Source organism: uncultured Sulfuricurvum sp. (genome assembly GCF_937936435.1).
Classification (GTDB): Bacteria; Campylobacterota; Campylobacteria; order Campylobacterales; family Sulfurimonadaceae; genus Sulfuricurvum.
On the sequence record NZ_CALDDG010000060.1, the window covers coordinates 1 to 26,344 of the forward strand.

Sequence of the window (26,344 nt, forward strand, 5' to 3'; positions counted from 1 at the left end):
ACACTCTTTCCCTACACGACGCTCTTCCGATCTACTCAACGGCGCTCGCTACGCGGTTGGCTCTGTATGAAAACGGCCTGAATGTGTACCTGAACTCGGGTGAGGGGTATCGCAATGCGACGATCGCTTCCAAACGGAAATTAATTGACTATGAGAAGGTCGATATGGAACATAAGATTGCGTGCAATCCCAATGCCAAAAGTTTAAAAGACGGGAACTCTTTTGAATAATATTCTTTTTTATTAGTTATAGTGTATTATCGTAGCGATTAATAATTAAAAAAGTACGGAATATCGTTATGCCACTTGAAAAAAGATTTATATCTCATTATATGTTGACAGAGACGATACGTATAGAAGAAAACTATTGTCGGTGGTTAGCCGAGGATATGCGTGCTAATAAAGAGGTCTGGATCACCGAATTTTTTGAAAAAAGTGAAAATGGTGTAGGAAATAAGTGGCTGAATTTAGCTTCGGAAATAAAAAAGATTTCAACTTCTTCTATCATTCAAATATCTGATTTTTTTCATGAAAGTGATTCAGTTTTTATAGTCACTGAAATGCCGAGAGGGGAAATACTCAAACCTCTGAAACACTATAATGAAGATCGTTTTCGCAAAATTGGAGAAGAACTTCTAAAGACTCTAATCTTATTGCAACGAAATGGGATAGGATTTGATAGTCTTTCCTTAAACGATATTTTTGTGGATAATAGAGGTGAAATCAAACTTTTTTTTAGCGAAAACTGGATTTTAAAATCAGAAAATGAGAGCCGCGAAAAAGAGATTGCTTTGTTTGCGATAGTTCTGTTGAATTTTCTAGGTTTTGAGAATGAAGAAAAAATTGAGATAACCCAAGATTTTTTAAAAGAGTTTGCACCTGAAAAGATATATCCGTTGTTTGAAGAGACATTAATTGATCGGAAAAATCATCGTTTTGAAGCTCTCAGTCGTTATTTTCAAGAAAAAATGAAAGTTAGTGTTGATCCGATGATAGATACTGATGAGGCTGAATCTTTTAAATTGAATAGATCGATGCGCTATGTTATGTTGGGAATTTTAGCGGTAGTTATGTATATGATGTTAACTTCTAATAATGATATAGCTAAAAGCAAATGGTTTGATGTATGGCGTTATCAGGTACTTGCGAATATGGGAATGTCAGAACCGCAGCGTATTTTGGGTGAACTGTATGAAAAAGGGTATGGTGTCGAGAGGGATATGATCCGATCGATTGAATGGTATAGAAAAGCGGCACAGAGTGGAAACGTATATGCTCAAATGAGTTTAGGTCATTTTTACGATAAAGGGATCGGAGTTCCTTTGGATAGAAAGCAGGCACTTTATTGGTTTACATTGGCAGCTACAAATGGAGATAAAATTGCAAAAGAATATGTAGCATTATTGAGCGGACCCAGTAAAGAGGAAGTTGATAAGAAAGAGATAGTTAAAAAAGAAGAAGAGAACTCAACCAAACAAGATGACAAAAACCTCAAACAAGATACGACAAATAATCAGCCTTTAGAGACTATTAAAAATCCAGCAAATGGTACAGAGGAAGTATCTAAACAAAGTATTCAAGGTAATGAGATGTTTATGGATGCAGAAAATGTTCCGGTTGGAGGAAGTGGTGGATTGGAAATTACAAACAATCAAACGGTTGCTCAATCTTTCACCACTACTCACAGAGGGAGACTCCTGGCTATCGATCTGATTGATTTAAAAATTCATCGATGTTTACCAAAAGAAAGTTTATATGTTTCCCTTGTGAATATAGAAAATGGTCAATTAGGCGTATATAGTTTTTTTACTCGGGAGTTACATCCGAATGAAGTTACCAATACAACACGATTATATTTTGGTAGTTATGGACCGATTGTAAATCCTGGTGAACAGTATGCTGTCTTTTTGCAAACAAAAGCAAATGGATGTACGTATGCATGGGGCGGAGAGTATGAAACATATGATGGAGGAGAAACCTTTATTAATAAAATACAAAATAAGAGAGATATGAAATTTAGAAGTTTTATACGGGAAGATTGAATTATAAACGAAAATGAGGCTCTTTTAGCCGATAGTGCTCGATGAGGTGGCGCAGACGGTTTTCGTTGAAACGCCAAAAGTGTTTCGGATCAAATTCGGGATGTTCCGTCATTATCCGGTAGAGGGATTCTTCATCCGGCTGATCGTACATGTTGTTGCACTCGAGCATGATCCGCTCCAGCAGTGCAACCGATTCGGGAGTCGTATCATCATCTGAGAGCCGTTTTGTCGGAAAAAAATAATAAAGTTTCCATACCGAGAGCCCAAGCCCTGCGATAAAGGCAGCCATCATGATCCATTGTATTTTTGTCATAATGGTTAATAGAGTGAACTGATATGATCGATGTCATTCCAGCTCATTTTTTGGGTAGTGGATGCGGTGAGGATATGACGCATATAGCGGGCGAATACATCGGTTTCGATATTGACTCTCGTCCCTTTCTTATAGGTTCCGAACAGCGTTTCGCGCATCGTAATCGGGATAATCGTGAGGCGAAACGCATCGTTCATCACCTCATTGACGGTAAGGCTGACACCGTCGATGGTAATCGATCCTTTCGGAGGGATCAGGGGGATGAATTCGGAATCTACATTGACGATCACATCATAGCTGTTACCGTTATCGGTGATCGAGGCGATTGTGCCGATCGTATCGATATGTCCCTGTACGATATGCCCTTCAAAACGTTCCCCCATCATCATAGCCGGTTCAATATGGACGTTCCCGCGCAGTTTTTCAGTTGCGATATGTTCCAGTGTTTCGGGAGAGAGCTCGACAGAAAAACCGTCACTCTCGATACTGACGACCGAGAGACAGGTACCATTGATCGCGATGGAGTCACCGAGTTTCGGTTTATGAGCAGCTTTGAGGGAGAGACGGTTCCCACCGAAATGTTTGACGCTGGCCATCTCCCGAATCAATCCTGTAAACACGCGTATCCTTCTTCGATGCTGGTATATTTCCCTGCGGCAAATCCGAGAAATGCCGCATTTAATCGTACCATTTTAGCAAGATTCTCGTCCGGAAAACGGATGAGATGGTGCATGGCCTCTAAACTCATCTCCTCTTTCGCACCGATCGGTTCGATCCCAAACATTTCGGGATCGACGGAATGGGTAGTAATTTCGCCGTTTTCGACAATTTTATATTTTGTTTTTTTAAGGATTTCGGGTGTCCCCTCATGCCCCTGTACGATGACGAGCCGACGGTAGTATGTGGCGTAGAGGGAGCTGTAAAGATCAAAATACGGCGCATGGTGCATCCCGATCAATGCAATCGGGGCGAGAAAGTTCAGTTTTTCGATGGTATTGAACGCCGTGCGCACACCGATATCGTTGCGCAATTTTGTGAGATCACTGATCCCTGGCATGAGGTCGCGGCGGTTATGGAGGCGGAGATTGGGAGCGGTGATATCAAAGTTATCAAGCGATTCCCCGTATTTAGGCCCGAGTGGGAGATCGTACACGGCATGAAACGTTATATCGCTTATCAATGCGGCGGCATGGAGCATAATCGGGTAAAACTTCGCTTTGCCATCCATCGGATAGCCGATTTCCACCCCTTCCAAACATTTAGGCAGCAATTGCTCCGCCAGATAATCGATACATCCCTGAAGTTCCTCATCCCGTTCCCCCTGAACACGCCAGCCGAGTAAAAATGCGCTGATAGCGGTATCGGGGACGAGGCGTTGCAGGATAAGATGCAACGCGTCTTTGGCTTCATCGTATGTGAGCGGGCGGTTTCCTTTCGGTCCGGTTCCGACGGCACGGATATAGCTTAAAAAACGGAGATGCTCCGGGGAGAAGGTACGATTTGTTTTGGTTACCAAACGATTTTTCCCTCTTCCTGTAAGCCCTGAATGATCATTTTAGCCTTTTCATGGCCGTTGTAGGCGGCTTTCCGGCACCACTCCAGGGCCTTATCATGGTCGGCATCGCACCCGAATCCCTGATCGTACATAAGGCCTAGGTTAAACTGTGCTTCGGGGAGGTTCATCGCGGCAGCACGTGAAAAGCAGATAAAGGCTCTGGCATAGTCCTGATGAACGCCGTGCCCCTCTTTATAGAGGACGCCTAGATTGTTAAAGGCATTGGGATTTCCCCGTTTGGCGGCTTCTTCGTACCAAAAAGCGGCTTCCGAGAAGTTTTGAACGCATCCGATTCCCCGCTCCAAGCTGAGACCGGCTTCGTATTGTGCCTGCGGGAATTCTAAAACAGCGGAGCGGATCAGCAGTTCGTGCGATTTGAACTGATCGTGGGGAACGACAATCCCATCGGCATACATCAGGGCGAGATTATAGATGGCGGCAGGCTCATTTAGCTCTGCGGCACGGCTATACAATGCAAACGCTTTTTCCAAGGAACTCTCTACGCCCAGCCCCTTTTGATAGAGATACCCCAGTGATGAGAGTGCGGTCGGATTTTCCTGATGCGCGAGGTTTTCAAACAGTTCCCGCGCTTTGGTATAGTCTTGGGCATTAAAAGCATCGAACGCGGCCTGAAGCATCATCAAAGTACCTTATATTTCATTTTCGGTGATTATAGCAAAGCGCTCTTAACGCCGAACTTTTCGATCCTGACGCTGTTTTTCCTTAAGTTTGGTTACAACGTCTTTAAGCTCTTCTTTCTTTTTTAAAAGCTGTTCGCGGATCAGATATTCGTCTCCACCGTCGATTTCAGGGTCGTACTCAACTGTTTCGGGAGTATAATTTTTCAGAAGTTCTTCTAAAGATTTGGTGTTAGCGGCATCCATCGTTGTCACCTGTCATCAAAATATTTTCTTAATTGTAGAGTATTTTTCCTTTCCCTTTTTATAGCTTTCAACATGGGAAGCTATAATTGCATTCATAATTTACGTAAAAAGAAGCAATAATGAATTATGACGTAATCGTCGTCGGCGGAGGACACGCCGGAATCGAAGCCGCTCTCGCTTCGGCGCGCATGGGGCACAATACGCTGCTTGTCTCTATATTGGCCGAACAGGTAGGAGCGACAAGCTGTAACCCTGCCGTCGGAGGATTGGCAAAAGGACATTTGGTACGCGAACTTGATGCGCTTGGCGGAGAGATGGGACTGTTGACTGATGAAGCGGGTATCCAGTTTCGCATCCTCAATATCACGAAAGGACCCGCCGTTCGCGGAAGCCGCGCACAGATCGATATGGACCGTTACCGTGTGATCGCCCGTAACACGATTCTTACAACCCCGAATATGTCTCTGATCCAAGAGACGGTCACTGCCCTCATCATCGAAGAGGGGGCAGTGGTCGGAGTTCGTACCCATTTGCTCAACGAATACCGCGCGAAAAAGGTCATTTTGACAACAGGAACGTTTCTAAACGGTGTGGTGCATATCGGAGAGATTACCCAAGAAGCGGGACGCTTCGGCGAATTCCCGGCGAAAGGGCTCACCGACTCACTGCGCGAAGCGGGGCTGAATGTCGGACGGCTGAAGACGGGAACCTGCCCCCGCGTCGACAGCTCATCGATCGATTTTTCGGTGATGGAGATCCAAGACGGGGACGAACTTCCGAATCCGTTCAGTTTCCGCACCGACCGTGCCGAATTTGCCCGCACCAAAAAGCAGCTTCCGTGTTACATCGCCTACACGAACGAAGAAACCCACAGCCTGATTGAGGGGAACTTTCACCGGGCACCGCTCTTTACCGGACAGATCGAGGGGGTAGGGCCGCGCTATTGTCCGAGTATCGAGGATAAGATCAACCGTTTCCGTGACAAAGAGCGTCATCACCTCTTTATCGAACCTCAAACGGCAGAGAATACCGAGTGCTATATCAACGGGATGTCCACCTCTCTCCCTCCCGACGTTCAGCGTGCGATGATCCATTCGGTACATGGGATGGAGAACGCGAAAATCGTCCGTTACGGATATGCTATCGAGTACGATTATGTTGATCCGACTGAGCTGAAACACACGCTGGAGACGAAAAAGGTCAAAAATCTTTATTGTGCCGGACAGATCAACGGAACGACGGGATACGAAGAGGCGGCGGCACAGGGGATGATGGCGGGGATTAATGCCGCACTCTCGCTTCAGGGGAAAGAACCCCTTATCTTGCGCCGCGACGAAGCCTACATCGGCGTGTTGATCGATGATTTGGTGACCAAAGGGACGAAAGAGCCCTACCGTATGTTCACTTCCCGCGCCGAGTACCGACTCTTGCTTCGTGAAGAGACGGCAGACTTGCGTCTGGGGCGTTACGGTCATGCCCTTGGGCTGATTGATGATGCTCAGATGGAGCGGATCGAGGAAAAACGGACTCAAATCGCAGAGGGACTGAAGCTTCTCGAAGAAACCGTCTATACGCCGAACAAAGAGTTCTTGGCATTTTTGGCCTCTATCGACGAGGAGCACATTACCGATAAACTCACCGCAACCCAGCTTGTTTCACGCAAAAGTTTTGAACTGGACAAGTTGGTGAAACTGATCCCGAGTTTCGCAGAGCTTGACCCCTATATTCAAGAGCAGATTTTGATCGAGGCCAAATACGCCCGTTACGTTGAGAAACAAAGCGATGACATCGAGCGGATGAATAAGATGCTTCACATCGCCATCCCTGAGAATTTTGATTTTAAATCGGTTTCGGGACTATCGAACGAGATCGTGGATAAGCTCTATAAATTTAATCCGCCGACATTGCAGGCGGCATCGCAGATCAGCGGGATAACCCCTGCCGCTCTCGATATTCTCCATATCTACATCAAAATGGCTGCTAAAAAGTAGCCTCTCCCCTTTTACTCTATTTATTGTGCGAAAATTATATAATCCTTTTTAAAAGTGATATAGTAGGAATTGACATGAAAAAGATGTATAGTTTAGTAGCAGTAGTTGTCTTAATGACAGGATGCTCATATAAAAATGAGACGATAGAACTTCCATCATACAAAACTCAGTATTTGAGTCAAACGACACAGGATCAGCATAGCGAATCGTTTTTATCCGTAACGGATGCGAGAGAAGATAAGACTTCAATAGGATATGTAGAAGCCAATAGTCAAGTAACGTCAAAGTTCTACAGCAATGTAGATTTTGCGGAAAGATACAAAGAGGGATTGGCGAATGCATTAAAATCTGCTAAGTTTAACTTGAGCGATAATCCTGCCGGTGCGGATACAACGATAGACGTAAAAATTAAAGCTATCCAGATAGTTTATAACGACACCAATAAATTTGATGAAAATCTTCATGGGAAAATCATCATCGAAGTAACGCTAAACAAACAGGGTAAAAAAATCGAACAAACGTTTACGCAAAAACAAGGAAAATGGATAAAACCATCATATAGTTCAAAAGATATTGAACCTTTCCTGTACACGATTTTTACCGATAGTATTAATTCGATAGTAGCCAAGTTAGTTGTTCAGTAAAACAAACTCTATGACAGATGATAAGGGTGACTTTTAAACCGTTCGGTAGAATTATAGATACGCATACACCATTTCAAAACTTTTTGATATGAAAGGGTACAAATGAGCAATCTAGTACATGGCTTGAAGATGTGGATCGAGCTTTACCCGATGGCTGCGAAATTAGGTGTAATAGTCATTGCATTTTTTATGATTATGGGAATTGTCTATGCCCTAAAATCACGGATCAACAGTTTAGTTGAAGAGAGCACCACCCGCTATAAAATACGAAAAGCGGTTACCCTTCTTGCCTACTTTGTCTTTACGGTGATCGCTATTGCAACGTTTAAACAAGATATGAGCGGATTTGCGGTTGCCCTCGGAGTGATCGGAGGAGGGATCGCTTTTGCCCTCCAAGAGGTAATCATCAGTATAGCCGGATGGCTGGCAATCACATTTTCTTCTTTTTACCGTGTAGGCGATCGGATCAAAATCGGTTCTATCTATGGAGATGTTATCGATATCGGGATTCTACGAACAACGTTGATGGAGTGCGGGGCATGGGTTAGCAGTGATTTGTATAACGGCCGTATCGTTCGAGTTGCCAACAGCTTTATTTTTAAAGACCCCGTGTATAACTATTCGGGAGAATTTCCGTTTTTATGGGATGAGATCACCCTTCCGATCCGATATGGAAGCTCCGTAGAATACACGCGTGAAACGCTGATTAAAATAGCGGATGAAGTTGTAGGTGATTTTACTGGATCAGTTCGTACGAGTTGGCATAATTTATCCAAGCTGTATGCAGTAGAAGCGGCTACCATTGAACCGATGGTCACTATTGCTGCTACCGATAATTGGATAGAATTTACTCTGCGCTATGTTGTTGATTTCAAAAAACGCCGCTCAACCCGGGATCAGCTATTTACCCGTTTTTTGGAAGAGGTCGAAAAAAGCGAAGGGAAAATACAAATGGCTTCGCAAACGTCCGAAATCGTCGCCTTTCCAAAGCTGCATATTGAAATGGAAAGTACTGCTCACTAGTAATAAATCAGTTAACTGTCTTCGACTATAATGAGGATAGATAGTAAATAAATTATTTTAAAAAATAAGGCATGAAATGCATGAGGAAACCGTCCAAAAAATCATTCTTACCAAAGAAGAAGTCGAATTAAATGTTTCAGAAGTGAATGACTTGTCGTGTGATAATGAACTGATGAAGATTTATCTTCAAAACAATCCTTCTTTCCCGTATTCAAAACTTATTTTTACCCTTACCCACCGTAAACTATCTGAAGATAAAGCATATATCTTATGGAATAAAATAAATGCCCATAGAAAATCGCTTAAAGAGATTTTGGGTCGTCCAGTCGGGATAAACGTAGCTACATTGGACTATTTGGAAAATATTGTCTCTCAAAATAACACGCTTAAAATTATAGATGAATCCTCATTTGAAGCACTGATTGATTTTTCAACAACCGATGAATTGACACAGCTCTACAATCGAGACGTTTTTGAAATCTTTATTCAAAAGCTTTTCAATGAATCCAAACGGGATCAGGGAGTTATATCGTATGCGATGTTTGATATTGATGATTTTAAAATGGTGAATGACACCTATGGTCACCAAACAGGAGATGATGTTTTAAAAGGCGTTGGACAGATTATTAAAGAGAGTATTCGAGAAATGGACATTGCCGTCAGATACGGTGGAGAAGAACTCGGCGTTATATTTCCAAATATCGATAAAGAGAGTGCTATGTTGATTGCAGAGAGGATTCGAAAAAACATTGAAGCCGCATTTGAACATAATTGGCACATCACAATCAGTTGCGGAGTTGCTGACAGTTACAATAAAGAAGATATTGAATCTCTCATACATTCAGCAGACGAAGCTTTATATAGAGCAAAAAAATATGGGAAAAATCAGGTTCAATCCTAGAAGTTTGAACATTAATTGATAATCAATTTTATACTTATTTTGATTGAATATAAATAAAAGAGGGGTGAATAATAGCATTTCCAGTTTGTTCGATGAATAAATTTTAGGTAGAATGAAAACATACAAATAGAGACGGGATATAAAATGCGATATTCATTACTCGATTTTTTTAAGCATGAATCGGTTACTGGGGTTTTACTGGTTGTGGCAACATTGCTTGCAATGATATGTGCAAATAGTTTGTTATTGCCGTATTATAATGATTTCAGAACTATTCCTGTTGTTCTTGGAATAGGAAATTTTGTCATTGCCAAGCCACTTTTGCTATGGATTAACGACGGGTTGATGGCCATTTTCTTTTTTATGGTGGGAATGGAGATCAAGCGAGAAGTCGTTGAAGGTTCGTTGAGCAACCTTAAAACAGTGGCTCTCCCTGCTATTGCTGCAATCGGTGGCATGGTCGTTCCAGCACTTATTTATGCTTTTTTAAATCAACACAATTCGGATGCGTTGCAAGGATGGGCTATTCCATCGGCAACTGATATCGCATTTGCTCTGGGGATATTAAGTCTATTGGGTAATAGGGTTCCAACGGGGCTAAAACTTTTTTTACTGACACTGGCCATTATTGACGACCTCGGAGCAATCATTATTATAGCCCTTTTTTACACGTCGAGTCTCTCTGCTATTTCGTTGACCATTGCGGCACTGATGATCGCGATATTGGGGTTCATGAATTATCGGGGTGTCGTCAATCATACTGCTTATATTCTGATAGGTATTATACTATGGACGGCGGTTCTAAAATCAGGCGTTCATGCAACTCTCGCAGGGGTTATTTTAGGGCTTATGATTCCAATTAGAAATAATAAGGCTCCCTTCCACGCAATGGAACATTCTCTCCATGCTCCTGTCAATTTTTTCATACTGCCTCTTTTTGCTTTCGTCAATACGGGTATTAATTTTCGTGCCGTTAGCGTGTCAGATATAGTGGACACGTTGACGCTCGGAGTAGCATTTGGACTTTTTGCGGGTAAACAGATAGGTATAGGATTGTTCTCTTTGTTAGCTGTAAAATTAAACTTAGGGCATCTTCCTTATGCGGTAAATTGGTCGATGCTTTATGGCGTAGCCATTTTGAGCGGTATCGGCTTTACAATGTCACTCTTTATCGGTTCACTTGCATTTGAAGAAACCCGTTCAGCGGGTATTGTACTTGCAGATGAGCGAATCGGTATCCTGATCGGCTCATTCCTCTCGGGTCTTGTCGGATATGTTGTTTTAAATAAAGTTCTGAAAAATTCGCAGCACACTTCTTGAGAGATAATCTCTCATAAATCTGAAAAGGAGAAAGATATGAAAAAAATCACTGTTCTCTTAGTATTTTGCTTCTCTATGATAGCATTTGGATCAGTTGAGCCGAATACGGTAAAACTGCATGTCAAACATAATTGTGTTGTGAAAAACGATAAGCCGTTTCAAAACGCTTCCGAATATCATCGTTTTAATGTGACTGTTGAACAAGCGAGCCTTCCGGATCGGAAAGAGAACATCAAACAAATTGCTATCTGGGCCGATGGTCAACTTTACGCGATTCGAGATTTGACTCCTATAGTGCTACCTCAAGCGGGAAATCGCTCTTATGACCCTCTACTGAGTGAAGATGAATTGATATTTATTGCAAATGCTCATTTCTCTAAGCTCAAAATCTCTTATGAGCCTTCTGTTGATGAACGTCAAAGTGCTAAAGACGACACGACTCCATATTTCACAAGTGTTAAAACTACAATAGAAAAAGAAGAGTTTTTGCCGATGACATTGGAACGAAATGAAATAGATCAAGCTATCAAAGAGTGTCATGATACAATCGAATATGAAAAAAACTTTCAATTATTTACCGAAATAGCTATCGGCACGCTTGCAATTCTTGTTTTCACCGGTACGTTTTATTATCTGTGGCGACGCAAGAAGAGAAAATCTTTATCAGAGAGTGCCTGAAGCGAATGCTTTATCTAAGGAATGTTAAAATGGAATGCTCCCTATTCTCAGAGCCTATAGGATGTAAGTACAAAGGATATTTATAATTTTCTGCATACTATTAAATTATATTAATCTATTCTATGTCCTTTTATCTATGCGTATACTTACATTTTTGATTGAAAATTGCTTAACTATATATAGTGTAAAATAAGCTATTAAATAAGCATGTCATGTATGTACATTTTATTATCAAACTTTATTGAATATCACATGGCTGGAAAAGGTAAATAATGCGCTATTTTTATTACGTCCATACGGGTCACCGTATCGGACTCGATCGGTTTCACCGTGCAGTTGCTATCGTCAATGAACTCCAAAAAGAGATCGATATCACATTGTTGTGTTCTGATTTTCGGATTGCCGCCGAAGCCAAAGAGTACGGGATCAAACGCTCCGTCGGAATCGATCTGGTACGAAACATTCCGCAGATCGCTCAAAACGGCGACAAAATCATCTTCGATTCGGAAGAGATCAATCCTGTATTATTAGAAGACATGACGCAGTTCTTCTCCTCTTTTATCCGTATTTCGGATGATCCCTCAGATATCAAACATGCTAAAGAATCGCTCATCTCTCCCTATCTCTGCGGAGAGGGGATTTGCAATGCTTTGGTCGTAGACGAACGGTATTTTGAACCGAAACCGAAAACGATTCCGTTGGCTCTTTTTTTCGGAGACGACGACTATGAAAAAGATTTGCAAACGCACCAGTCTGTGTTTGCTCCGTTTCGGATGGAATTGCTGATGGGTTTTTACCATTTTCTGAGATATGAGGAAAAGCTAAAAGAGAGTTTTGTAACCGTTCACGAATCCGAATCATACGATAAGGTTATCCAAGAGAGCGAAATCTTGATCAGCGCCTCTGCACAGGCGGTTCTCGAAAACTTAGCCGGAGGGGGACAGCCGGTGTTTCTTCAACGCCCCGATTATTCTGAAAATTTTCTTCCGCTCTTTGAGTCTCTCGGTATTCCGATCGTCCGGAATTACAGTTCTGAACAGCTTTCACACGGTATAAAACAAGCCGCATTAAACGACTACCGAAGAATCGACAAAAGTAACAATAAAGTAATTGAATTCATAAGAAAAACTTTCGATTTAGAGAAACTTAAACCTTTTTAACTTATGATTGAGGGTTAAATTTCCAAATTAAGTGAGATGAGAATGATGGATGAAAGCAGAAGAGGGTTTATCGGTAAAGCCTTTGGTGCCGTCGCCGCTGCAGGGGGGGTTGCCTCGCTCATAGCGATGAAGAAGACATGGGATCCGCTCCCGAGCGTCATGTCTGCCGGTTTTACCACGGTAGACGTGTCAGGCCTAGAGGCCAATAAATTAGAAATCGCCGTATGGCGAGGTAAACCGGTATTTATTTTAAAATATACCGAAGATATGAAACCGACCGATGGCCGTAGCGTCAAAGTCGGGGATCACTACTATTCGGTAATGATCGGCTTATGTACCCACCTCGGATGTATCCCTGGATACGAAGGGGATAAAAAAATGTTTAAATGTGCCTGTCACGGCGGCGAATACTCCGCTGACGGTGTCAACACATTCGGACCGCCGCCTCGTCCGTTAGACATTCCTCCGTTCAAAATCGACGGACAAACACTTGTTCTGGGTGAAGAAGGCCCTGAATACAAAAAAATGACGGCGAAAGCGTAAGGGGGGCGAGATGGCAGAATTTAAAAAAGCAGACTCAATGCTCGAATGGTTTGACCAACGCCTCGGTGTTGTCAATTTCATGAAAGTAATGATGACGGAATATTGGATTCCGAAAAATATTAATTTCTTGTGGGCTATGGGTGTATTGTTGACCATGCTCTTTACGATGCTTTTGGTATCGGGTATTTTCTTGTTGATGTACTACAAACCGGATGTCAATATGGCGTTCGACAGCGTTAACTACACTATCATGCAGGAAGTGGCGTACGGCTGGTTGTTCCGACATATTCACGCAGTTGGTGCGTCGGTTGTTTTCTTGGTTATCTATATCCATATGTTTACCGGTATCTACTACGGCTCTTATAAAAAAGGGCGTGAGATGATCTGGATTTCGGGTATGCTTTTGTTCGTCCTGTTCTCGGCAGAAGGATTCAGCGGATATATGCTTCCATGGGGACAAATGTCATACTGGGCGGCGTACGTTATTACTGAAATTTTCGGCGGTATTCCGTTTATCGGAGATGAATTGGTTGTATGGATTCGCGGTAACTTCTATGTTGCGGACGCGACATTGACCCGTTTCTTCATGCTTCACGTATTGTTGATTCCGTTGGCGATTTTGGGTGCGATCGTATTCCACTTCTATTCACTCCGTTTCCCACACGTAAATAACGAAGAAGGTGAGTTTTTCGATTTCCATGAAGAGTCTGAAAAATATCTTGCGGGAAATAAAAAAGAGTCTAAAGTTATCCCTTTCTGGCCTGTATTCTTGTCAAAAGACGTATTCGTTATGGGTGTATTTTTGATTTTCTTCTTCTATTTGGTTTTCTTCCATTACGGTTTCGCAATGGATCCGATCAACTTTGATAAAGCGGACGGACTTAAAACGCCGGCACACATCTACCCAGAGTGGTATTTCTTGTGGTCATACGAAGTATTGCGCGGATGGTTCTTCGAAATTGCGGGTATCTCAGGTAAAGACCTTGGATTGATGGCATTCGGTTTTGCAAATATTATTTTTGTTCTATTGCCGTGGTTGGATCGCTCGCCGATCGTTAAACCGGCTAACCAACGCCCGATGTTCAAATACTGGTTTTGGCTTATGATCGTCGACTTGATGGTATTGACCGAATTCGGTAAGCTCCCTCCGACCGGACCGAATGCATGGGTTGGATTCGGCGCGTCTTTGACGTTCCTTGTCCTTTTCATCGCATTGCCGTTCATTACGAAAATCGAAGCTAAAAAGGCGGGAGGAAAATAATGAAAGAGTTTAAAATTTTAGCCGTCATTATGGCTCTTGTCGGCATTACCTATTACGGTATCGAACCGTATGCACACAGCGTAATGCACCCTGAAGTTGCGGAAGCGGACTTCACGTTCAAAGATTTGAAAAACGTTGATACCTCTTTGGCAGGAAATGCCGAAAACGGTAAAGTGCTTGTAGAAGCCAACTGTATCGCATGTCACGCAATCGAAGCTGCAGGGTATCCTGCCGTTATGCCGAATGCAGACGCGGCAGCAAGTTACGGTGTCGTACCGCCGGATTTGAGCCATGCGGGACGTGTATATGACAAAAACTATTTGGCAAACTTTATTTTTGACCCGGTCAGTGCAATGCATTTGCAGCACAAATATGCTCCGGATAGCGGTAAAGCGTTCCCGATGCCGTCATACAACTGGATGTCGGCACAAGATATTATGGATATCGTTGCGTATTTCCAGTCTATCGTACCTAAGATAACGGAATACAAAGCACAGCACAAAGCAACGTTCGAGACAGCTTGCGGACGCTGCCATAACATGAAATATGCGGGTCTTGAAGCAACGACTCCTGCAGATGTTATCAAAGAGCATATGGGTGCAACTCCACCGGATTTGTCACAATACATCAAAAGCCGCGGCGAGCACTATTTGCACAGCTTTATTAATGATCCGCAAGTATTGCTTAAAGGGACGTCAATGCCGCGTGTCGGTTTGACTGAAGAGGCGCAAAAAGAGGTCATTGCCTATATGGAAGAGATCGGAGACTCTAAAAAAGCAGAGCGCGAAACTCTTGGTCTATGGGTAATGGCGTATATGGTCGTATTCGCATTCCTGGCATATATGTGGAAACGTAAAATTTGGAAGGAGGTGCACTAAGGTGCACCTTTACGAGGAGTAAAGAATGAAAATGATCAAAGTTTTAGCTCTATGCACACTTATCGGCGGCAGTTTGATGGCGGACGATACTTTGGCGCTAAACATGAGTCAAATGGAAAACGGTTTGAACAATGTTCAAAAAGGATTCCTCTACAATGCGCCTGCCTTAATCAAAGGCGGTGTTGCGGAGATCCAAAAAGCGAATGCGTTGTTCCATGATGCGGATGCTACCAAAAAGTATCTTCCGAAAGAGAAACAACACATGAGTAATATCGCGTACAATGCGGCAAAACGTATTGATACGGCGTCTAATGATTTGGTCAAATCATTGGACAAAAAAGCGTATACTCAAGCACATAAATCGTATTCGGAAATTGTCAATGCCTGTACGGCATGTCATGCAGTAGTACGCGGCTGGTAAACGTTTTGTAACCCCTTTTTGGGGTTTCTCCCTCTAATTTCTTTGATAAATAAAACTCCAAACAACTTTTTGATACACTCGCGGATCGCTCCTTAAGATAGGAGTTTTCAAGGATTGTCGTGTTAATAGATAGTTATGGCAGAACCGTCGATTATTTACGCGTTTCGGTAACGGAACGGTGTAACTTCCGATGTCAGTACTGCATGCCCGAAAAACCCTTTTCGTGGGTACCTAAAGAAAACTTACTCAGTTTTGAAGAATTATTTGAATTTATCAAAGTTGCCATCGACGAAGGGATTACAAAAATCCGTATAACCGGCGGCGAGCCGCTCTTGCGCGAAGACCTCGATAAATTCATCAAAATGATCTATGACTATAAAAATGACATCGATCTGGCGATGACGACCAATGCTTTTTTACTGAAAAACTCGGCAAAGAAACTTTATGATGCCGGTCTGCGCCGTTTAAACGTCTCTATCGATTCGCTTAAACCGGAAGTCGCCGAGACCATTGCCAAAAAAGATGTTCTCCGCCAGGTTCTCGAAGGGGTAGAAGAGGCATTGAAAGTCGGATTGAAAGTCAAAGTCAACATGGTTCCGATGAAAGGGCTTAATGAGGGTGAAGTGTTGGATGTGCTCGAATACTGTAAAGAACGGGGAATGGTAGTCCGTTTTATCGAGTATATGGAAAATGTTCATGCCGAGGTCAACATAAAAGGGATGCAAAGCCCTGAACTCCTCGGAATTATTGGGAACCGCTATACATACAGTGATGAGGGGTTTGACGGTCATTCACCCTCTCATTATTATAAACTTGAAGACGGCTATGAATTCGGGATTATCGAACCGCACAAAGATGATTTTTGCACCAAGTGCAACCGTATCCGCCTGACGGCGGAGGGAAATCTGATCCCTTGTCTTTATTTTGACGAAGCGATGTCGATCCGAGAAGCGGTAAGACGGGGTGATATCAAAGAGGCGGCATTGGTGCTCAAAGAGGTGATTCGCACCAAACCGGAAAAAAACCGCTGGAGCGAAGGAGATTCTGAAGTTTCCAGCCGTGCGTTTTACGAAACCGGAGGGTGAGATGCTCTATCTGGTAGAACATTTTTACTCCGTACAGGGGGAAGGAAAATATACGGGAGTCCCTTCGCTGTTTTTTAGATTCGGAGGATGCAATCTCAAATGCGAAGGATTCGGATGCCGAGAAAGTGCGCCGGACGGATCGGAGATTCTCGGATGCGATACCGTGTATGCCGTCGATCGTCGTGCATTCGGTGAGCTGTGGATGGAGATCGAAGAGCTACAAAGCCTGATCTGGATCATGAACGGATACCGATTGCCTCCTCATGTGGATGTTGTACTCACAGGAGGGGAGCCGCTGATCTATGCGAATGAGCCGATTTTTATCGAGTTTATCGAATACCTTACATCGCAAGGGCACCGGGTGACGTTTGAAACGAATGCGACCATAGCGCCGGATTTTAAACGCTTTCCGTTTTATAAGCAGGCAACCTATGCGCTTTCGGTCAAACTCTCCAACAGCGGCGAACCGCTGGACAAACGGGTAAAGCCGGAGGCATTCGGAGCGATTATCGCTAACGCTAAAGAGAGTTTTTTCAAATTCACCGTCGATGAGCCTTCATTAGTAAGCCATATCGAATCGGAGATCGACGATGTGATCGCATCGTATCCGTATGTTCCCGTTTATTGTATGCCTTTAGGAGGCGACAAAGCTCATATCGAAGCGAATTGCGAAGCGGTTATCGAGTTTTGCAAACGGCGCGGATTTGTTTACTCGGATCGTTTACACATCCGTATTTGGGATCAAAATCACGGAGTATAATACGTGTAATACTTGAAGTCACGCTATTGTGATTTTAACATCAGAAGGTTTATCATGCTAATCCGTAAACTTTTCAAATTTGAAAATGCCCACATCGTCAGAGGCTGTTCGACTCAGCGATGCCGGGCTTCGATTCACGGTCATTCCTACAAAGTAGAAGTGCTGTTCGAATCCAAATACCTCGATCACGGTCAAATGGTATACGATTTCGGTCTGATGAAACAGGGGATGAAAGATCTCATCGACAGTTTCGACCATGCTATCGCAATCTGGGACGGTGATGATGCAGAGTATATTGAAGCGATGAAAAACCATTCCAACCGATGGGCCATGTTACCGGTTTCTCCTTCGTGCGAACAGTTTAGCCGGATTATCTTTTTGATGCTGGACAGACTGTTGTCCTCTACGCAAATGATCAACGGCGAACGGGGCGTGAAACTGCACAGCATCATCGTCCACGAGACTGAAACCGGATATGCACAGGCTTTCGAAGAGGATGCGTACTCGGAATTGATGGGGACGATTTCGCTTGAGACGATAGCGTTTAGCGACGAAGTGCGCGAGGGCTGGAACGATCCGCAGTTATGGGATAAAATCTTAACAGGGAAGCCGTTTGTAAACCCTGAAACGGTTTAATGCGTTATCAGCGAATGACGAGATTCTGACCCCATACACCAGCGTGTCGGGATAATCTTGACCACCGCTCCCGCATCGAACCCTTCTACTTTTTCATCCACCATCATAAACCCATTGGCACGCGAAAGAGGTAAAACCATCCCGGGACCGAATTTCGGACTCGGAGTGAAAGTCGCTCCGTCGAACCATCCGGGGATTAGGGCACGGCGCCCTTTTTTCATTTTAAAGGTTTCGGAAATCCGAGTAGTGATCGTCGCGAGATATTTATCGGCACGCCCGCTTAAGCTCATGATGGCGCTTTGCCCGAAAAGTTCGAAACACAATGCCGCAGCCAAAGGATTTCCGGGGAGATTCAGGATGACGCTGTTTCCGATCCGTCCGAAGGTTGTCGGTTTACCGGGTTTGATATCGACCGACTCGAAAGCGCTTTCAAATCCGAGCGAATGAAACGCTTTTTTCGTGAAATCGGCATCTCCGACGCTCACCCCTCCCGAAGTAATGATCAAATCGGCATTGAGGGCGCTTCGGATATGCGATTGGATCGATTCGAGGGTATCTTCCGCCGTTCCGGTAAAAATGATATCGCATCCCAGCTCGCGGGCGCGGGAGGCGAATGTCGGTGTATTAGTGTTATAGAGCTGATTGGACCCTAACGATTCAAAATGCATTTTAAGCTCATTGCCCGAAGAGAACAGGGCGACTCTCGGGCGGCGGTGCAAGGTGACATGGGTAATCCCTTGCGACGCGAGCAGGGAGATGTGATGGGCATGAAGCATCGTCCCTTTTTCGAGTAAAACCATTCCGGATTGGATATCTTCGCCTTTGAGGCGGATATGCTGAGAGGCCTTGATGGAAGGGGGGAGGGTCACTTTGCCATCGCTGAGAGTGACTTCCTCGATGGGGACGATCGCTTCGCAACCCAGCGGGATTTTGGCTCCGGTCATAATTCGGATACATTGATTCTCGACAAGACGCACTTCCCCTTCGTCTCCCGCAAAAATGACACATGATTGCGGCAGCGTTTTGCCCGCGTCTTCCGTCCGTACCGCATACCCGTCCATAGCCGAGTTATCAAACGACGGAAGCGAATGGGATGCGACAACGGTTTCGGCGAGAACACGGTAGACAGCGTTTTCAATCGGAGCGATTTCGCCCCCGAGAGGCAGTGATAGTTTATAAATTTGATCCAGAGCCTCTTCTACACTGATGGCCATTTCGTCTCCTTGAAGGGTGTCCGTAATTCTCTCTATGCAACAAATATTCGATGCGACAAAAGAAGATTTATGTACTCATTATAGGCAATTTAAGGTAAAATCCCCTTTATGGAAGCTATGTATACAACAGGAATTAATATCCACTATTTCGGAGTGATGGTGTTGATGGGGGTCGTCCTTTTCAATATTATCATGCTGGCCCTCTCAAAGCACATTATTCAATATGCCAAACGGATGAGGATCGTGATGCCGATTTCAGGTTCTCTGATCGCCCTGATCCTTTTTACGGGAGCAGTGATGATGGCGGCAAAACATTTACACTTTACGTTATCGAATGTCGCGATGATCACAATTGCGATTGTGATGATTATTCTGGAAGCCAAGCGGTATAAAACACTGAAACGGCGAACCGATATCACACAGGAAAACGCATTTAGCGAATACAAAAAGAAAGCATTCCGTTTTTTGGGTATTGAGATGGCGATGCTCGGTGTGATGACGATTTGGATGATGGTGGCATGAGGTTTCTCCTACATAACGATGCGGGATCGAATGAACTCGTTATCAGCGGGGAGGATTACAAATATCTGATCAAAGTGCGGCGACACAAAAGCGGAGATTTGATTGCGTTTCGCTCACGTTCGCAATTGAGAGAAGAATACCGTTACCGATTGGAACGCACCGATGGCCGCAACGGCTATTTTACACTGCAAAGCCATCGGAACGTACCGTGCGAAAACGAGACGAAAATACATCTGGGATGGTGTCTGATCGATCCCAAAACGGTCGAAAAAACATTGCCGATGCTTACCGAACTGGGTGTTCACAAAATTACTTTTATCCATTGCCGCCGCTCTCAGCAAAATTTTCGGCTCGATTTTGAGCGTTTTGAACGGATCATGGAAAGTTCTATCATGCAATGCGGACGTACATCGCTGATCGAATTGGCGGAATCTCCCGCATTAGGCACTTTTCTGGACGAAAACCCGGATTCGGTTATTCTTGATTTTTGCGATAACGTGTTACAGCACGGAGAAAAAATGGAGACGGTCGTTATCGGATGCGAAGGGGGGTTTGACGCAAGCGAGCGGAAACTTTTTTCGGCACATCGCGTCCGGTCTCTGAAATCACCGATGATTCTCCGTTCGGAAACGGCTGCTGTAGCGGTTATTTCAATGAGTTTGTAAAAAAAGAAATATTTGGATATAATTCGAGTCCAAAATTATCCGCCCCTGTACGGATATAAAACTATACCGACCGACGTACAACGCCGTCGATCACAAGGCAAAATAATGAAAAAAGATCTTCACCCGAACGTTATAGAATGTTCTGTTAGCTGCGCATGCGGTAACACATTTACAACAACCAGTACAAAAGAATCGATCCGTGTCGATATTTGCAATGAGTGTCACCCATTTTTTACCGGTTCTGAGCGCCAAGTAGATACTGCGGGACGTATCGATAAATTCAAAAAACGTTACGCGCTAAATTAATTTTAGAATGCCGGTTTCTTCCGGCTATATATGCCCTCCGGGCACTAAAGTTAGCCTCTAAGAGGCAGAAATTGAGAAAAACCAATGCTGTCTCTTGTCCCTACTCCCATCGGTAACATCGCCGATATCTCCTATAGATCACTTGAAGTCCTTTCCGCTGCGCAGATATTGCTTTGCGAAGATACGCGTGTCACCAAAAAACTGCTCCATTTTCTAAGAGAACGCTACAACATTACGACGGAAGAGCCGAAATTTATCAGCCTCCACTCCCATAATGAAGCAGAATTCATCATGTCGCTCAGCCCGGATTTTTTTGATCAGAACGTCGTATACGTCAGCGATGCGGGGATGCCCGGTTTTAGCGACCCGGGGCAGATGTTGGTTCGTTATTGCATCGATAATAATGTAGAATACGACGTACTTCCGGGAGCCAATGCGGCATTGACCGCATTTGTCGCCAGCGGATTTGTCGAGACGAAAATGCTCTTTTTCGGATTTTTACCGCATAAAGGAAACGACCGCGCCAGCGCTTTTCAAGAAGCATTGTTCAACGGCTATACGACCGTTTTGTATGAATCTCCTAAACGGTTGAACAAGCTGTTGTCTGAAATAGCCGTTGCCGCACCGGAGCGCCGGGTATTTTTAGCCAAAGAGATTACCAAGCGATACCAACATTTTTATCGGGGGACGGCGTCGGAGCTGGCTGCGAAGATGGAAAACGAGATCCGCGGCGAATGGGTTGTCGTGATCGAGGCGTCTGAAGGAAAGGGGGCATCATTGAGTGAAACCGATATTCTTGCGCTGGATATTCCCAAAAAAGCGGCTTCGAAGCTGATTGCAAAGATCACCGGAGAAAACCCGAAAGAGTGCTATCAACGACTCTTACAATCTTAGGATATAATACTTTATGTTAATTTTTGGAAAACAACCGGTTTATTACGCAATAGAGCGTCACAAAGAGCGCATCAAGACCCTTTATCTGGCAAAAGAGCTGGATAAAAAAGAGTACTCGCACCTCATGAAGATGGGTTTTGAGATTAAGCGGATCCCTGAAAAAGCGGCACAGTCAATGGTCAAGGGGGGAAACCATCAAGGGTTTATCGCCGAAATATCGCAGATTGTGCCGTATGCTTCGCCGTTTCTCAAAAAATGCGATTTCGTCGTGGTACTCAGTTCGATAACCGATATGGGAAATATCGGTTCATTGATCCGAAGCGCCTATGCGCTTGGGGTAGACGCCCTGGTGATCTGCGGGATCAAAGAGCCCAATCTGGAACCTATGATCCGTACGAGCAGCGGTGCCGCACTCGATTTACCGTTGGTCGTCGTCCATAACATCCATGACGTACTGCACGAACTGAAGCAATCGGGATTCAAAGTGTACGGTGCGGTTATGGATGGGGAAAATATCCGCGAAACCGTTTTTACACCCAAGCGGGCTTTGGTTTTGGGTAACGAAGGCGAGGGACTCAGCGGCAGAGTTCAAAAAAGTTTAGATACGGGGATTTCGATCCCTATGGCCCATGATTTTGATTCTTTAAATGTCGGTGTAGCCGGCGCTATCTTAATGGAGAGAATGAGATGAAACACTATCAGACGTTCGAAGATTTGTTGGCTCTGGGGACAGAGAAAATTCATGAACAGACCCATATTTCCCGTGATAAAGTAGAGTTGGTGATGACCAAATCCTACGGAGAGATCGGACGGGTTCAGTTCATGGGCTACCTTTCGATTTTGGAACGTGAGTACGGTGTGGATCTCGGTGATATCCGTCAGGAATATTTGGCATTTCATCAAGAACATATGCAGAATATGCCGGAAAAGAAATCGGTCATTTTACAGGCCTCTACGAATTCGAAGCCAAAATGGATTATGGCCGGAGTCGTACTGATTGTCGTCTTGATGGCCGGAGGATATGTGACGCAGAATAAAATGTCCAGTGAACCGAAAGAAGACGTGATGCAGTTGACGACGTCGGGTATGGATGCGGTTGAAAAAGTGATTGAGACAAACGCTACTGACGTAAACGAAAGCAATGTTAGTGTCGCCGTCAATCCGGTTGAAACCAATACGAGCGGCACCGTTTCTACAGCCGTTTTACCTGCGGACGGGGTAGTGATTCACCCGATATACAAAGTGTGGTACGGGATGATCGATATGGATACAAAAGCAAAAACACAGGACATTACGGCTGAACCGATTCGAATAGATACGACGAAAAATTGGTTGATCATTTTAGGACATGGGCGTATTGAATTGGAAACCCCGGAAGGGAAAAAAGAGATTAACGATAAAAATACCGTTTGGTTTGTGTGCGAAAAAGGGAATATGAAAAAAATCTCAAAAGAGGAATTTGAAACCCTCAACGGTGGAAAAGGATGGTAAAACGATCGAGATGAAACGATTTTTTCCCTTCGTACTTTTCCCCCTCTTTCTCTTCGGGGCATCGTTTAGCACCCACATCAATTTTTCCGGAGAACCGGCTGTCGCTCTAAAAACGGCACAAAGCGCTTTTAATACGTTCGGATATCGGTTGGAAGTCAGTGATTTCGACACACAGAACCAAACGGGCGAGTTTGAAGCGACGGCTATAGGGAATAAAGTATTAAACCCGGAAATGGTAAAAGAGAGTTTTAAAGAGCAAGGTATTGAAATCGAAGCGATGAATACGCAGCAGCAAACCTTGAGTATGACGATCGATGCTCAAAAAGCACTATGGAATCTTCCGTTGCTTGTAAGCGATGAAGGAATTGAACTAAAGCGGGTTCACTCGCCTCAGTGGTATAGGGTAGAAGAGGCTCAGAGTATCCGTATCGAGCCGCCGTACAGCACTGAATGGTATCCGGATATTGCCGTCTTTGACCGATCGCTTAACCTTCTTTATTCCTATCGTTCCGATTCGGTTAAAGAGGGATTTGAACTGGAACTTCCAAGCGGTTCCGTTTATCTGAAAGTTTCCAATGTGCAGGGGATGAAAGTACTGCGTGAGGGGATGTGGATCGAGTCTAAAAGTTTAGGGCGTCCGTAAGAGGCAATTATATAAAAACATAAGTCTCTTATGTTAAAATGGCGCAATTTTTTAATAGCAGGTTATGACCATGTTTGATGAAATCCAATTCGATCGGATTAAACGCCTTCCTAAGTATGTTTTTGCAGAAGTAAATGAATTAAAAATGGCACGTAGACGTGCCGGAGCCGATGTTATCGATTTTAGTATGGGAAATCCCGACGGAGATACCCCCGAGCATATACGTGAGAAGCTGATTGAATCGGCACAAAAAACCAAAACGCACGGCTACTCGGTTTCCAAAGGGATCCCAAAACTTCGCGGAGCGATATGCGATTGGTACAAACGCCGTTTTGACGTTGATTTGGACCCGGATACCGAAGCGGTCGCGACGATGGGTTCCAAAGAGGGGTATGCCCATTTGGCGTATGCTATCACCAATCCGGGCGACGTCGTCGTGGTTCCTGATCCTACCTATCCGATCCATTCGTATGGTTTTATTTTAGCCGGCGGGAATGTTCAAAAAATGGAATTGCCGTTTGATGAAGATTACAAAGTCGATGAAGACTTGTTCTTCGAACGTCTTGAACATGCGTTTCACGTCTCATTTCCGAAACCGAAATATCTTGTTGTCAATTTCCCGCACAATCCGACTACGGCAACGGTGACCCCGGAGTTTTATACCCGTGTCGTCGAGATGGCGAAACGGGAACGATTTTACGTTATCAGCGATATTGCGTACGGCGATATTACGTTTGACGGTTATAAAACTCCTTCGATCCTCTCTGTTCCCGGGGCTAAAGATGTTGCGGTTGAGAGCTTTACCCTTTCGAAAAGTTACAACATGGCAGGATGGCGCGTCGGCTTTTTTGTCGGTAATCCGAAATTGATCGGTGCATTGCAAAAAATTAAAAGCTGGCTCGATTACGGAATGTTTACTCCGATTCAGGTTGCCGCTACCGTGGCATTGCAGGGAGATCAACACTGCGTACAAGAGATTGTCGATAAATACGATCACCGCCAGGACGTTTTGATCGAAGCCTTTAACCGCGCGGGATGGCCGGTTCGTCGAAATCAGGCATCGATGTTCGTATGGGCGAAGATTCCGGAGTGTGCCCGTCACATGGGCAGCCTTGAATTCTCAAAACGGCTGTTGGTCGAAGCGAATGTCGCTGTTGCACCGGGAATCGGATTCGGTGATTACGGCGATGAGTATGTTCGTATCGCATTGATTGAAAATGACAAACGGATCCGTCAAGCGGCTAAAAATATCAAACAATTTTTACAGCAGCTCGGCTGCAAGGTTCCTGAGTGACACGAGTCGGCGTCATCGGAGTCGGTACGGTAGGGCGTGCCGTCGTACAGATTTTAGAAGAGAACAAAAACATCATCAGTGCGCGTGCGGGTGATGAGATTGTTGTTAAAAGCGGGGTTGTCCGAAACCTATCCAAAGTCTCCGATCTCTCCATCTCTCTTTCGCAAAATCCGCAGGATATTCTCAATGACCCTGAGATCGATATTGTCGTTGAATTGATGGGGGGAGTCGATCTTCCTCTGGAAATTGTCAAAAAAGCGCTTCAAAACGGCAAAGCAGTCGTTACGGCGAATAAAGCTCTTTTGGCATATCATCGGTATGAACTTCAAGAGATTGCCGGAGACATTCCGTTTGAATTTGAAGCGAGTGTCGCCGGAGGCATTCCGATCATCAATGCATTGCGTGACGGCTTATCGGCAAACCATATCCTCTCTATTATGGGGATCATGAACGGCACCTGTAACTTCATGCTGACGAAGATGATGAATGAAGGGGCGGCATTTGGGAGCGTATTGGCAGAAGCTCAACGTCTGGGATACGCCGAAGCCGATCCTACGTTTGACATCGGCGGATTCGATGCCGCCCATAAACTGCTTATCCTTGCTTCCATTGCGTACGGCATCGACGCCAAACCCGAAGAGATTCTGATTGAGGGGATCGAAGGGATAACGCAAGCCGATATCGCTTTTGCCAAAGAGTTCGGATATACAATCAAACTGCTTGGAATCGCCAAGCGTGACGGAGCTGAAGTTGAGCTGCGCGTCCATGCGGCATTGGTAGATGAAGAGGCGATGATCGCGAAGATCGACGGCGTGATGAACGGGATCAGCGTCGTCGGTGATCGGGTAGGTGAAACACTTTACTACGGACCGGGAGCGGGGGGAAATGCGACGGCAAGTGCGGTAGTTGCTAATATTATCGACATCGTCCGATCCGGAAAGCGTTCTCCGATGCTTGGATTTAACCATCCGTTAGAAGAGGGACTTCGTCTCAAAGCGCAAGAGGACATCCGATCCAAATATTATCTTCGGTTGAGAGTATCCGACAAACCGGGCATTCTTGCAAAGATCACGCATCTTTTTGCCAACCATGAGATCTCCATCGAAGCGGTAATACAGCGTCCCTCGGAAACCGAATGCGCCCATTTGCTGTTTGCAACCCATGAAGCGACTGAAAAAGCGATTCATCTTCTAATGAATGAGCTTGAAGCATTGGATGCTG

General features: G+C 44.5%; 30 protein-coding genes. 24 read left to right on the top strand and 6 right to left on the bottom strand.

The window, feature by feature from the left end:
- Positions 1 to 298 precede the first annotated feature (298 nt).
- Positions 299 to 2,041: a Sel1-like repeat-containing protein kinase family protein gene (locus Q0389_RS06655; RefSeq protein ID WP_298692958.1), complete on the top strand. Its 1,743-nt coding sequence runs from the start codon at positions 299 to 301 to the stop codon at positions 2,039 to 2,041.
- Position 2,042: 1 nt separating this feature from the next.
- On the opposite strand, the gene Q0389_RS06660 is transcribed toward Q0389_RS06655, so the two are convergent.
- The 5 genes from Q0389_RS06660 to Q0389_RS06680 are packed head-to-tail and all read right to left on the bottom strand — an operon-like array spanning position 2,043 to position 4,793.
- The gene (locus Q0389_RS06660) at positions 2,043 to 2,354 is read right to left on the bottom strand and encodes a hypothetical protein (RefSeq protein ID WP_298692960.1); all 312 of its coding nucleotides are present in this window, start codon (positions 2,352 to 2,354) and stop codon (positions 2,043 to 2,045) included.
- Positions 2,355 to 2,359: 5 nt separating this feature from the next.
- Positions 2,360 to 2,974, bottom strand: a complete 615-nt coding sequence (locus Q0389_RS06665) for a riboflavin synthase (protein WP_298692962.1) — start codon at positions 2,972 to 2,974, stop codon at positions 2,360 to 2,362.
- Complete coding sequence (locus tag Q0389_RS06670; RefSeq protein WP_298692964.1) at positions 2,959 to 3,870, bottom strand: hypothetical protein; 912 nt, start codon at positions 3,868 to 3,870, stop codon at positions 2,959 to 2,961. The genes Q0389_RS06665 and Q0389_RS06670 overlap by 16 nt, the downstream gene beginning before the upstream one ends.
- Positions 3,864 to 4,550 (bottom strand): tetratricopeptide repeat protein, encoded by a 687-nt coding sequence (locus Q0389_RS06675; RefSeq protein WP_298692966.1) that lies wholly within the window; start codon positions 4,548 to 4,550, stop codon positions 3,864 to 3,866. The genes Q0389_RS06670 and Q0389_RS06675 overlap by 7 nt, the downstream gene beginning before the upstream one ends.
- A gap of 45 nt (positions 4,551 to 4,595) precedes the next feature.
- Positions 4,596 to 4,793: a hypothetical protein gene (locus Q0389_RS06680; RefSeq protein ID WP_298692968.1), complete on the bottom strand. Its 198-nt coding sequence runs from the start codon at positions 4,791 to 4,793 to the stop codon at positions 4,596 to 4,598.
- 119 nt (positions 4,794 to 4,912) lie between these two features.
- On the opposite strand from Q0389_RS06680, the gene mnmG reads away from it, so the two are divergent.
- The 14 genes from mnmG (at position 4,913) to Q0389_RS06750 (ending at position 18,094) form a co-directional block, all read left to right on the top strand.
- Positions 4,913 to 6,784, top strand: a complete 1,872-nt coding sequence (gene mnmG / locus Q0389_RS06685) for a tRNA uridine-5-carboxymethylaminomethyl(34) synthesis enzyme MnmG (protein ID WP_298692970.1) — start codon at positions 4,913 to 4,915, stop codon at positions 6,782 to 6,784.
- 74 nt (positions 6,785 to 6,858) lie between these two features.
- Positions 6,859 to 7,428 carry a YajG family lipoprotein gene (locus tag Q0389_RS06690; protein ID WP_298692972.1) on the top strand — a complete coding sequence of 190 codons (570 nt, stop codon included), beginning with the start codon at positions 6,859 to 6,861 and terminating at the stop codon, positions 7,426 to 7,428.
- Between the two features lie 102 nt (positions 7,429 to 7,530).
- On the top strand, positions 7,531 to 8,451 hold the full coding sequence (locus Q0389_RS06695; RefSeq protein WP_298692974.1) for a mechanosensitive ion channel family protein: 921 nt from the start codon (positions 7,531 to 7,533) through the stop codon (positions 8,449 to 8,451).
- A 76-nt stretch (positions 8,452 to 8,527) separates the two neighbouring features.
- Positions 8,528 to 9,352 carry a GGDEF domain-containing protein gene (locus Q0389_RS06700; protein ID WP_298692975.1) on the top strand — a complete coding sequence of 275 codons (825 nt, stop codon included), beginning with the start codon at positions 8,528 to 8,530 and terminating at the stop codon, positions 9,350 to 9,352.
- A 144-nt stretch (positions 9,353 to 9,496) separates the two neighbouring features.
- On the top strand, positions 9,497 to 10,672 hold the full coding sequence (gene nhaA / locus Q0389_RS06705; RefSeq protein ID WP_298692978.1) for a Na+/H+ antiporter NhaA: 1,176 nt from the start codon (positions 9,497 to 9,499) through the stop codon (positions 10,670 to 10,672).
- Positions 10,673 to 10,708: 36 nt separating this feature from the next.
- Positions 10,709 to 11,350 carry a hypothetical protein gene (locus Q0389_RS06710; RefSeq protein WP_298692980.1) on the top strand — a complete coding sequence of 214 codons (642 nt, stop codon included), beginning with the start codon at positions 10,709 to 10,711 and terminating at the stop codon, positions 11,348 to 11,350.
- A gap of 272 nt (positions 11,351 to 11,622) precedes the next feature.
- Entirely contained in the window at positions 11,623 to 12,510 is an 888-nt protein-coding gene (locus Q0389_RS06715; protein WP_298692982.1) for a hypothetical protein, read from the top strand.
- A gap of 42 nt (positions 12,511 to 12,552) precedes the next feature.
- Positions 12,553 to 13,053 carry a ubiquinol-cytochrome c reductase iron-sulfur subunit gene (gene petA, locus Q0389_RS06720; RefSeq protein WP_298692984.1) on the top strand — a complete coding sequence of 167 codons (501 nt, stop codon included), beginning with the start codon at positions 12,553 to 12,555 and terminating at the stop codon, positions 13,051 to 13,053.
- Between the two features lie 10 nt (positions 13,054 to 13,063).
- Positions 13,064 to 14,314 carry a cytochrome bc complex cytochrome b subunit gene (locus Q0389_RS06725; RefSeq protein WP_298692985.1) on the top strand — a complete coding sequence of 417 codons (1,251 nt, stop codon included), beginning with the start codon at positions 13,064 to 13,066 and terminating at the stop codon, positions 14,312 to 14,314.
- A complete protein-coding gene (locus Q0389_RS06730) occupies positions 14,314 to 15,192 on the top strand; it encodes a c-type cytochrome (protein WP_298692988.1) in 879 nt (292 codons plus the stop codon). The genes Q0389_RS06725 and Q0389_RS06730 overlap by 1 nt, the downstream gene beginning before the upstream one ends.
- Positions 15,193 to 15,217: 25 nt before the next feature.
- Positions 15,218 to 15,613 (top strand): hypothetical protein, encoded by a 396-nt coding sequence (locus tag Q0389_RS06735; protein WP_298692990.1) that lies wholly within the window; start codon positions 15,218 to 15,220, stop codon positions 15,611 to 15,613.
- A gap of 119 nt (positions 15,614 to 15,732) precedes the next feature.
- Positions 15,733 to 16,698 carry a GTP 3',8-cyclase MoaA gene (gene moaA, locus Q0389_RS06740; RefSeq protein ID WP_298692992.1) on the top strand — a complete coding sequence of 322 codons (966 nt, stop codon included), beginning with the start codon at positions 15,733 to 15,735 and terminating at the stop codon, positions 16,696 to 16,698.
- Complete coding sequence (locus Q0389_RS06745) at positions 16,673 to 17,458, top strand: 7-carboxy-7-deazaguanine synthase QueE (RefSeq protein ID WP_366936855.1); 786 nt, start codon at positions 16,673 to 16,675, stop codon at positions 17,456 to 17,458. The genes moaA and Q0389_RS06745 overlap by 26 nt, the downstream gene beginning before the upstream one ends.
- Positions 17,459 to 17,512: 54 nt before the next feature.
- A complete protein-coding gene (locus tag Q0389_RS06750) occupies positions 17,513 to 18,094 on the top strand; it encodes a 6-carboxytetrahydropterin synthase (protein WP_298692994.1) in 582 nt (193 codons plus the stop codon).
- On the opposite strand, the gene glp is transcribed toward Q0389_RS06750, so the two are convergent.
- Complete coding sequence (gene glp / locus Q0389_RS06755) at positions 18,091 to 19,308, bottom strand: gephyrin-like molybdotransferase Glp (RefSeq protein ID WP_298692996.1); 1,218 nt, start codon at positions 19,306 to 19,308, stop codon at positions 18,091 to 18,093. The genes Q0389_RS06750 and glp overlap by 4 nt on opposite strands.
- 108 nt (positions 19,309 to 19,416) lie before the next feature.
- Here glp and Q0389_RS06760 point away from each other — a divergent pair, with 108 nt between their 5' ends.
- From Q0389_RS06760 to Q0389_RS06800, 9 genes are all read left to right on the top strand, one after another.
- Complete coding sequence (locus Q0389_RS06760) at positions 19,417 to 19,830, top strand: hypothetical protein (RefSeq protein ID WP_298692998.1); 414 nt, start codon at positions 19,417 to 19,419, stop codon at positions 19,828 to 19,830.
- The gene (locus tag Q0389_RS06765) at positions 19,827 to 20,495 is read left to right on the top strand and encodes a 16S rRNA (uracil(1498)-N(3))-methyltransferase (RefSeq protein WP_298693000.1); all 669 of its coding nucleotides are present in this window, start codon (positions 19,827 to 19,829) and stop codon (positions 20,493 to 20,495) included. The genes Q0389_RS06760 and Q0389_RS06765 overlap by 4 nt, the downstream gene beginning before the upstream one ends.
- 105 nt (positions 20,496 to 20,600) lie before the next feature.
- Entirely contained in the window at positions 20,601 to 20,801 is a 201-nt protein-coding gene (rpmE, locus tag Q0389_RS06770; protein WP_298693001.1) for a 50S ribosomal protein L31, read from the top strand.
- 84 nt (positions 20,802 to 20,885) lie between these two features.
- The gene (rsmI, locus tag Q0389_RS06775; RefSeq protein WP_298693003.1) at positions 20,886 to 21,695 is read left to right on the top strand and encodes a 16S rRNA (cytidine(1402)-2'-O)-methyltransferase; all 810 of its coding nucleotides are present in this window, start codon (positions 20,886 to 20,888) and stop codon (positions 21,693 to 21,695) included.
- 13 nt (positions 21,696 to 21,708) lie between these two features.
- Positions 21,709 to 22,386: a 23S rRNA (guanosine(2251)-2'-O)-methyltransferase RlmB gene (gene rlmB / locus Q0389_RS06780; protein ID WP_298693005.1), complete on the top strand. Its 678-nt coding sequence runs from the start codon at positions 21,709 to 21,711 to the stop codon at positions 22,384 to 22,386.
- Positions 22,383 to 23,186, top strand: a complete 804-nt coding sequence (locus tag Q0389_RS06785) for a hypothetical protein (protein ID WP_298693007.1) — start codon at positions 22,383 to 22,385, stop codon at positions 23,184 to 23,186. Before rlmB ends, Q0389_RS06785 begins: the two co-directional genes overlap by 4 nt.
- Positions 23,187 to 23,196: 10 nt before the next feature.
- Entirely contained in the window at positions 23,197 to 23,829 is a 633-nt protein-coding gene (locus tag Q0389_RS06790) for a hypothetical protein (RefSeq protein ID WP_298693009.1), read from the top strand.
- A 70-nt stretch (positions 23,830 to 23,899) separates the two neighbouring features.
- The gene (locus Q0389_RS06795) at positions 23,900 to 25,123 is read left to right on the top strand and encodes an LL-diaminopimelate aminotransferase (RefSeq protein WP_298693011.1); all 1,224 of its coding nucleotides are present in this window, start codon (positions 23,900 to 23,902) and stop codon (positions 25,121 to 25,123) included.
- The coding region (locus Q0389_RS06800; RefSeq protein WP_298693013.1) for a homoserine dehydrogenase at positions 25,120 to 26,344 on the top strand (1,225 nt) is incomplete at its 3' end. The genes Q0389_RS06795 and Q0389_RS06800, both read left to right, overlap by 4 nt.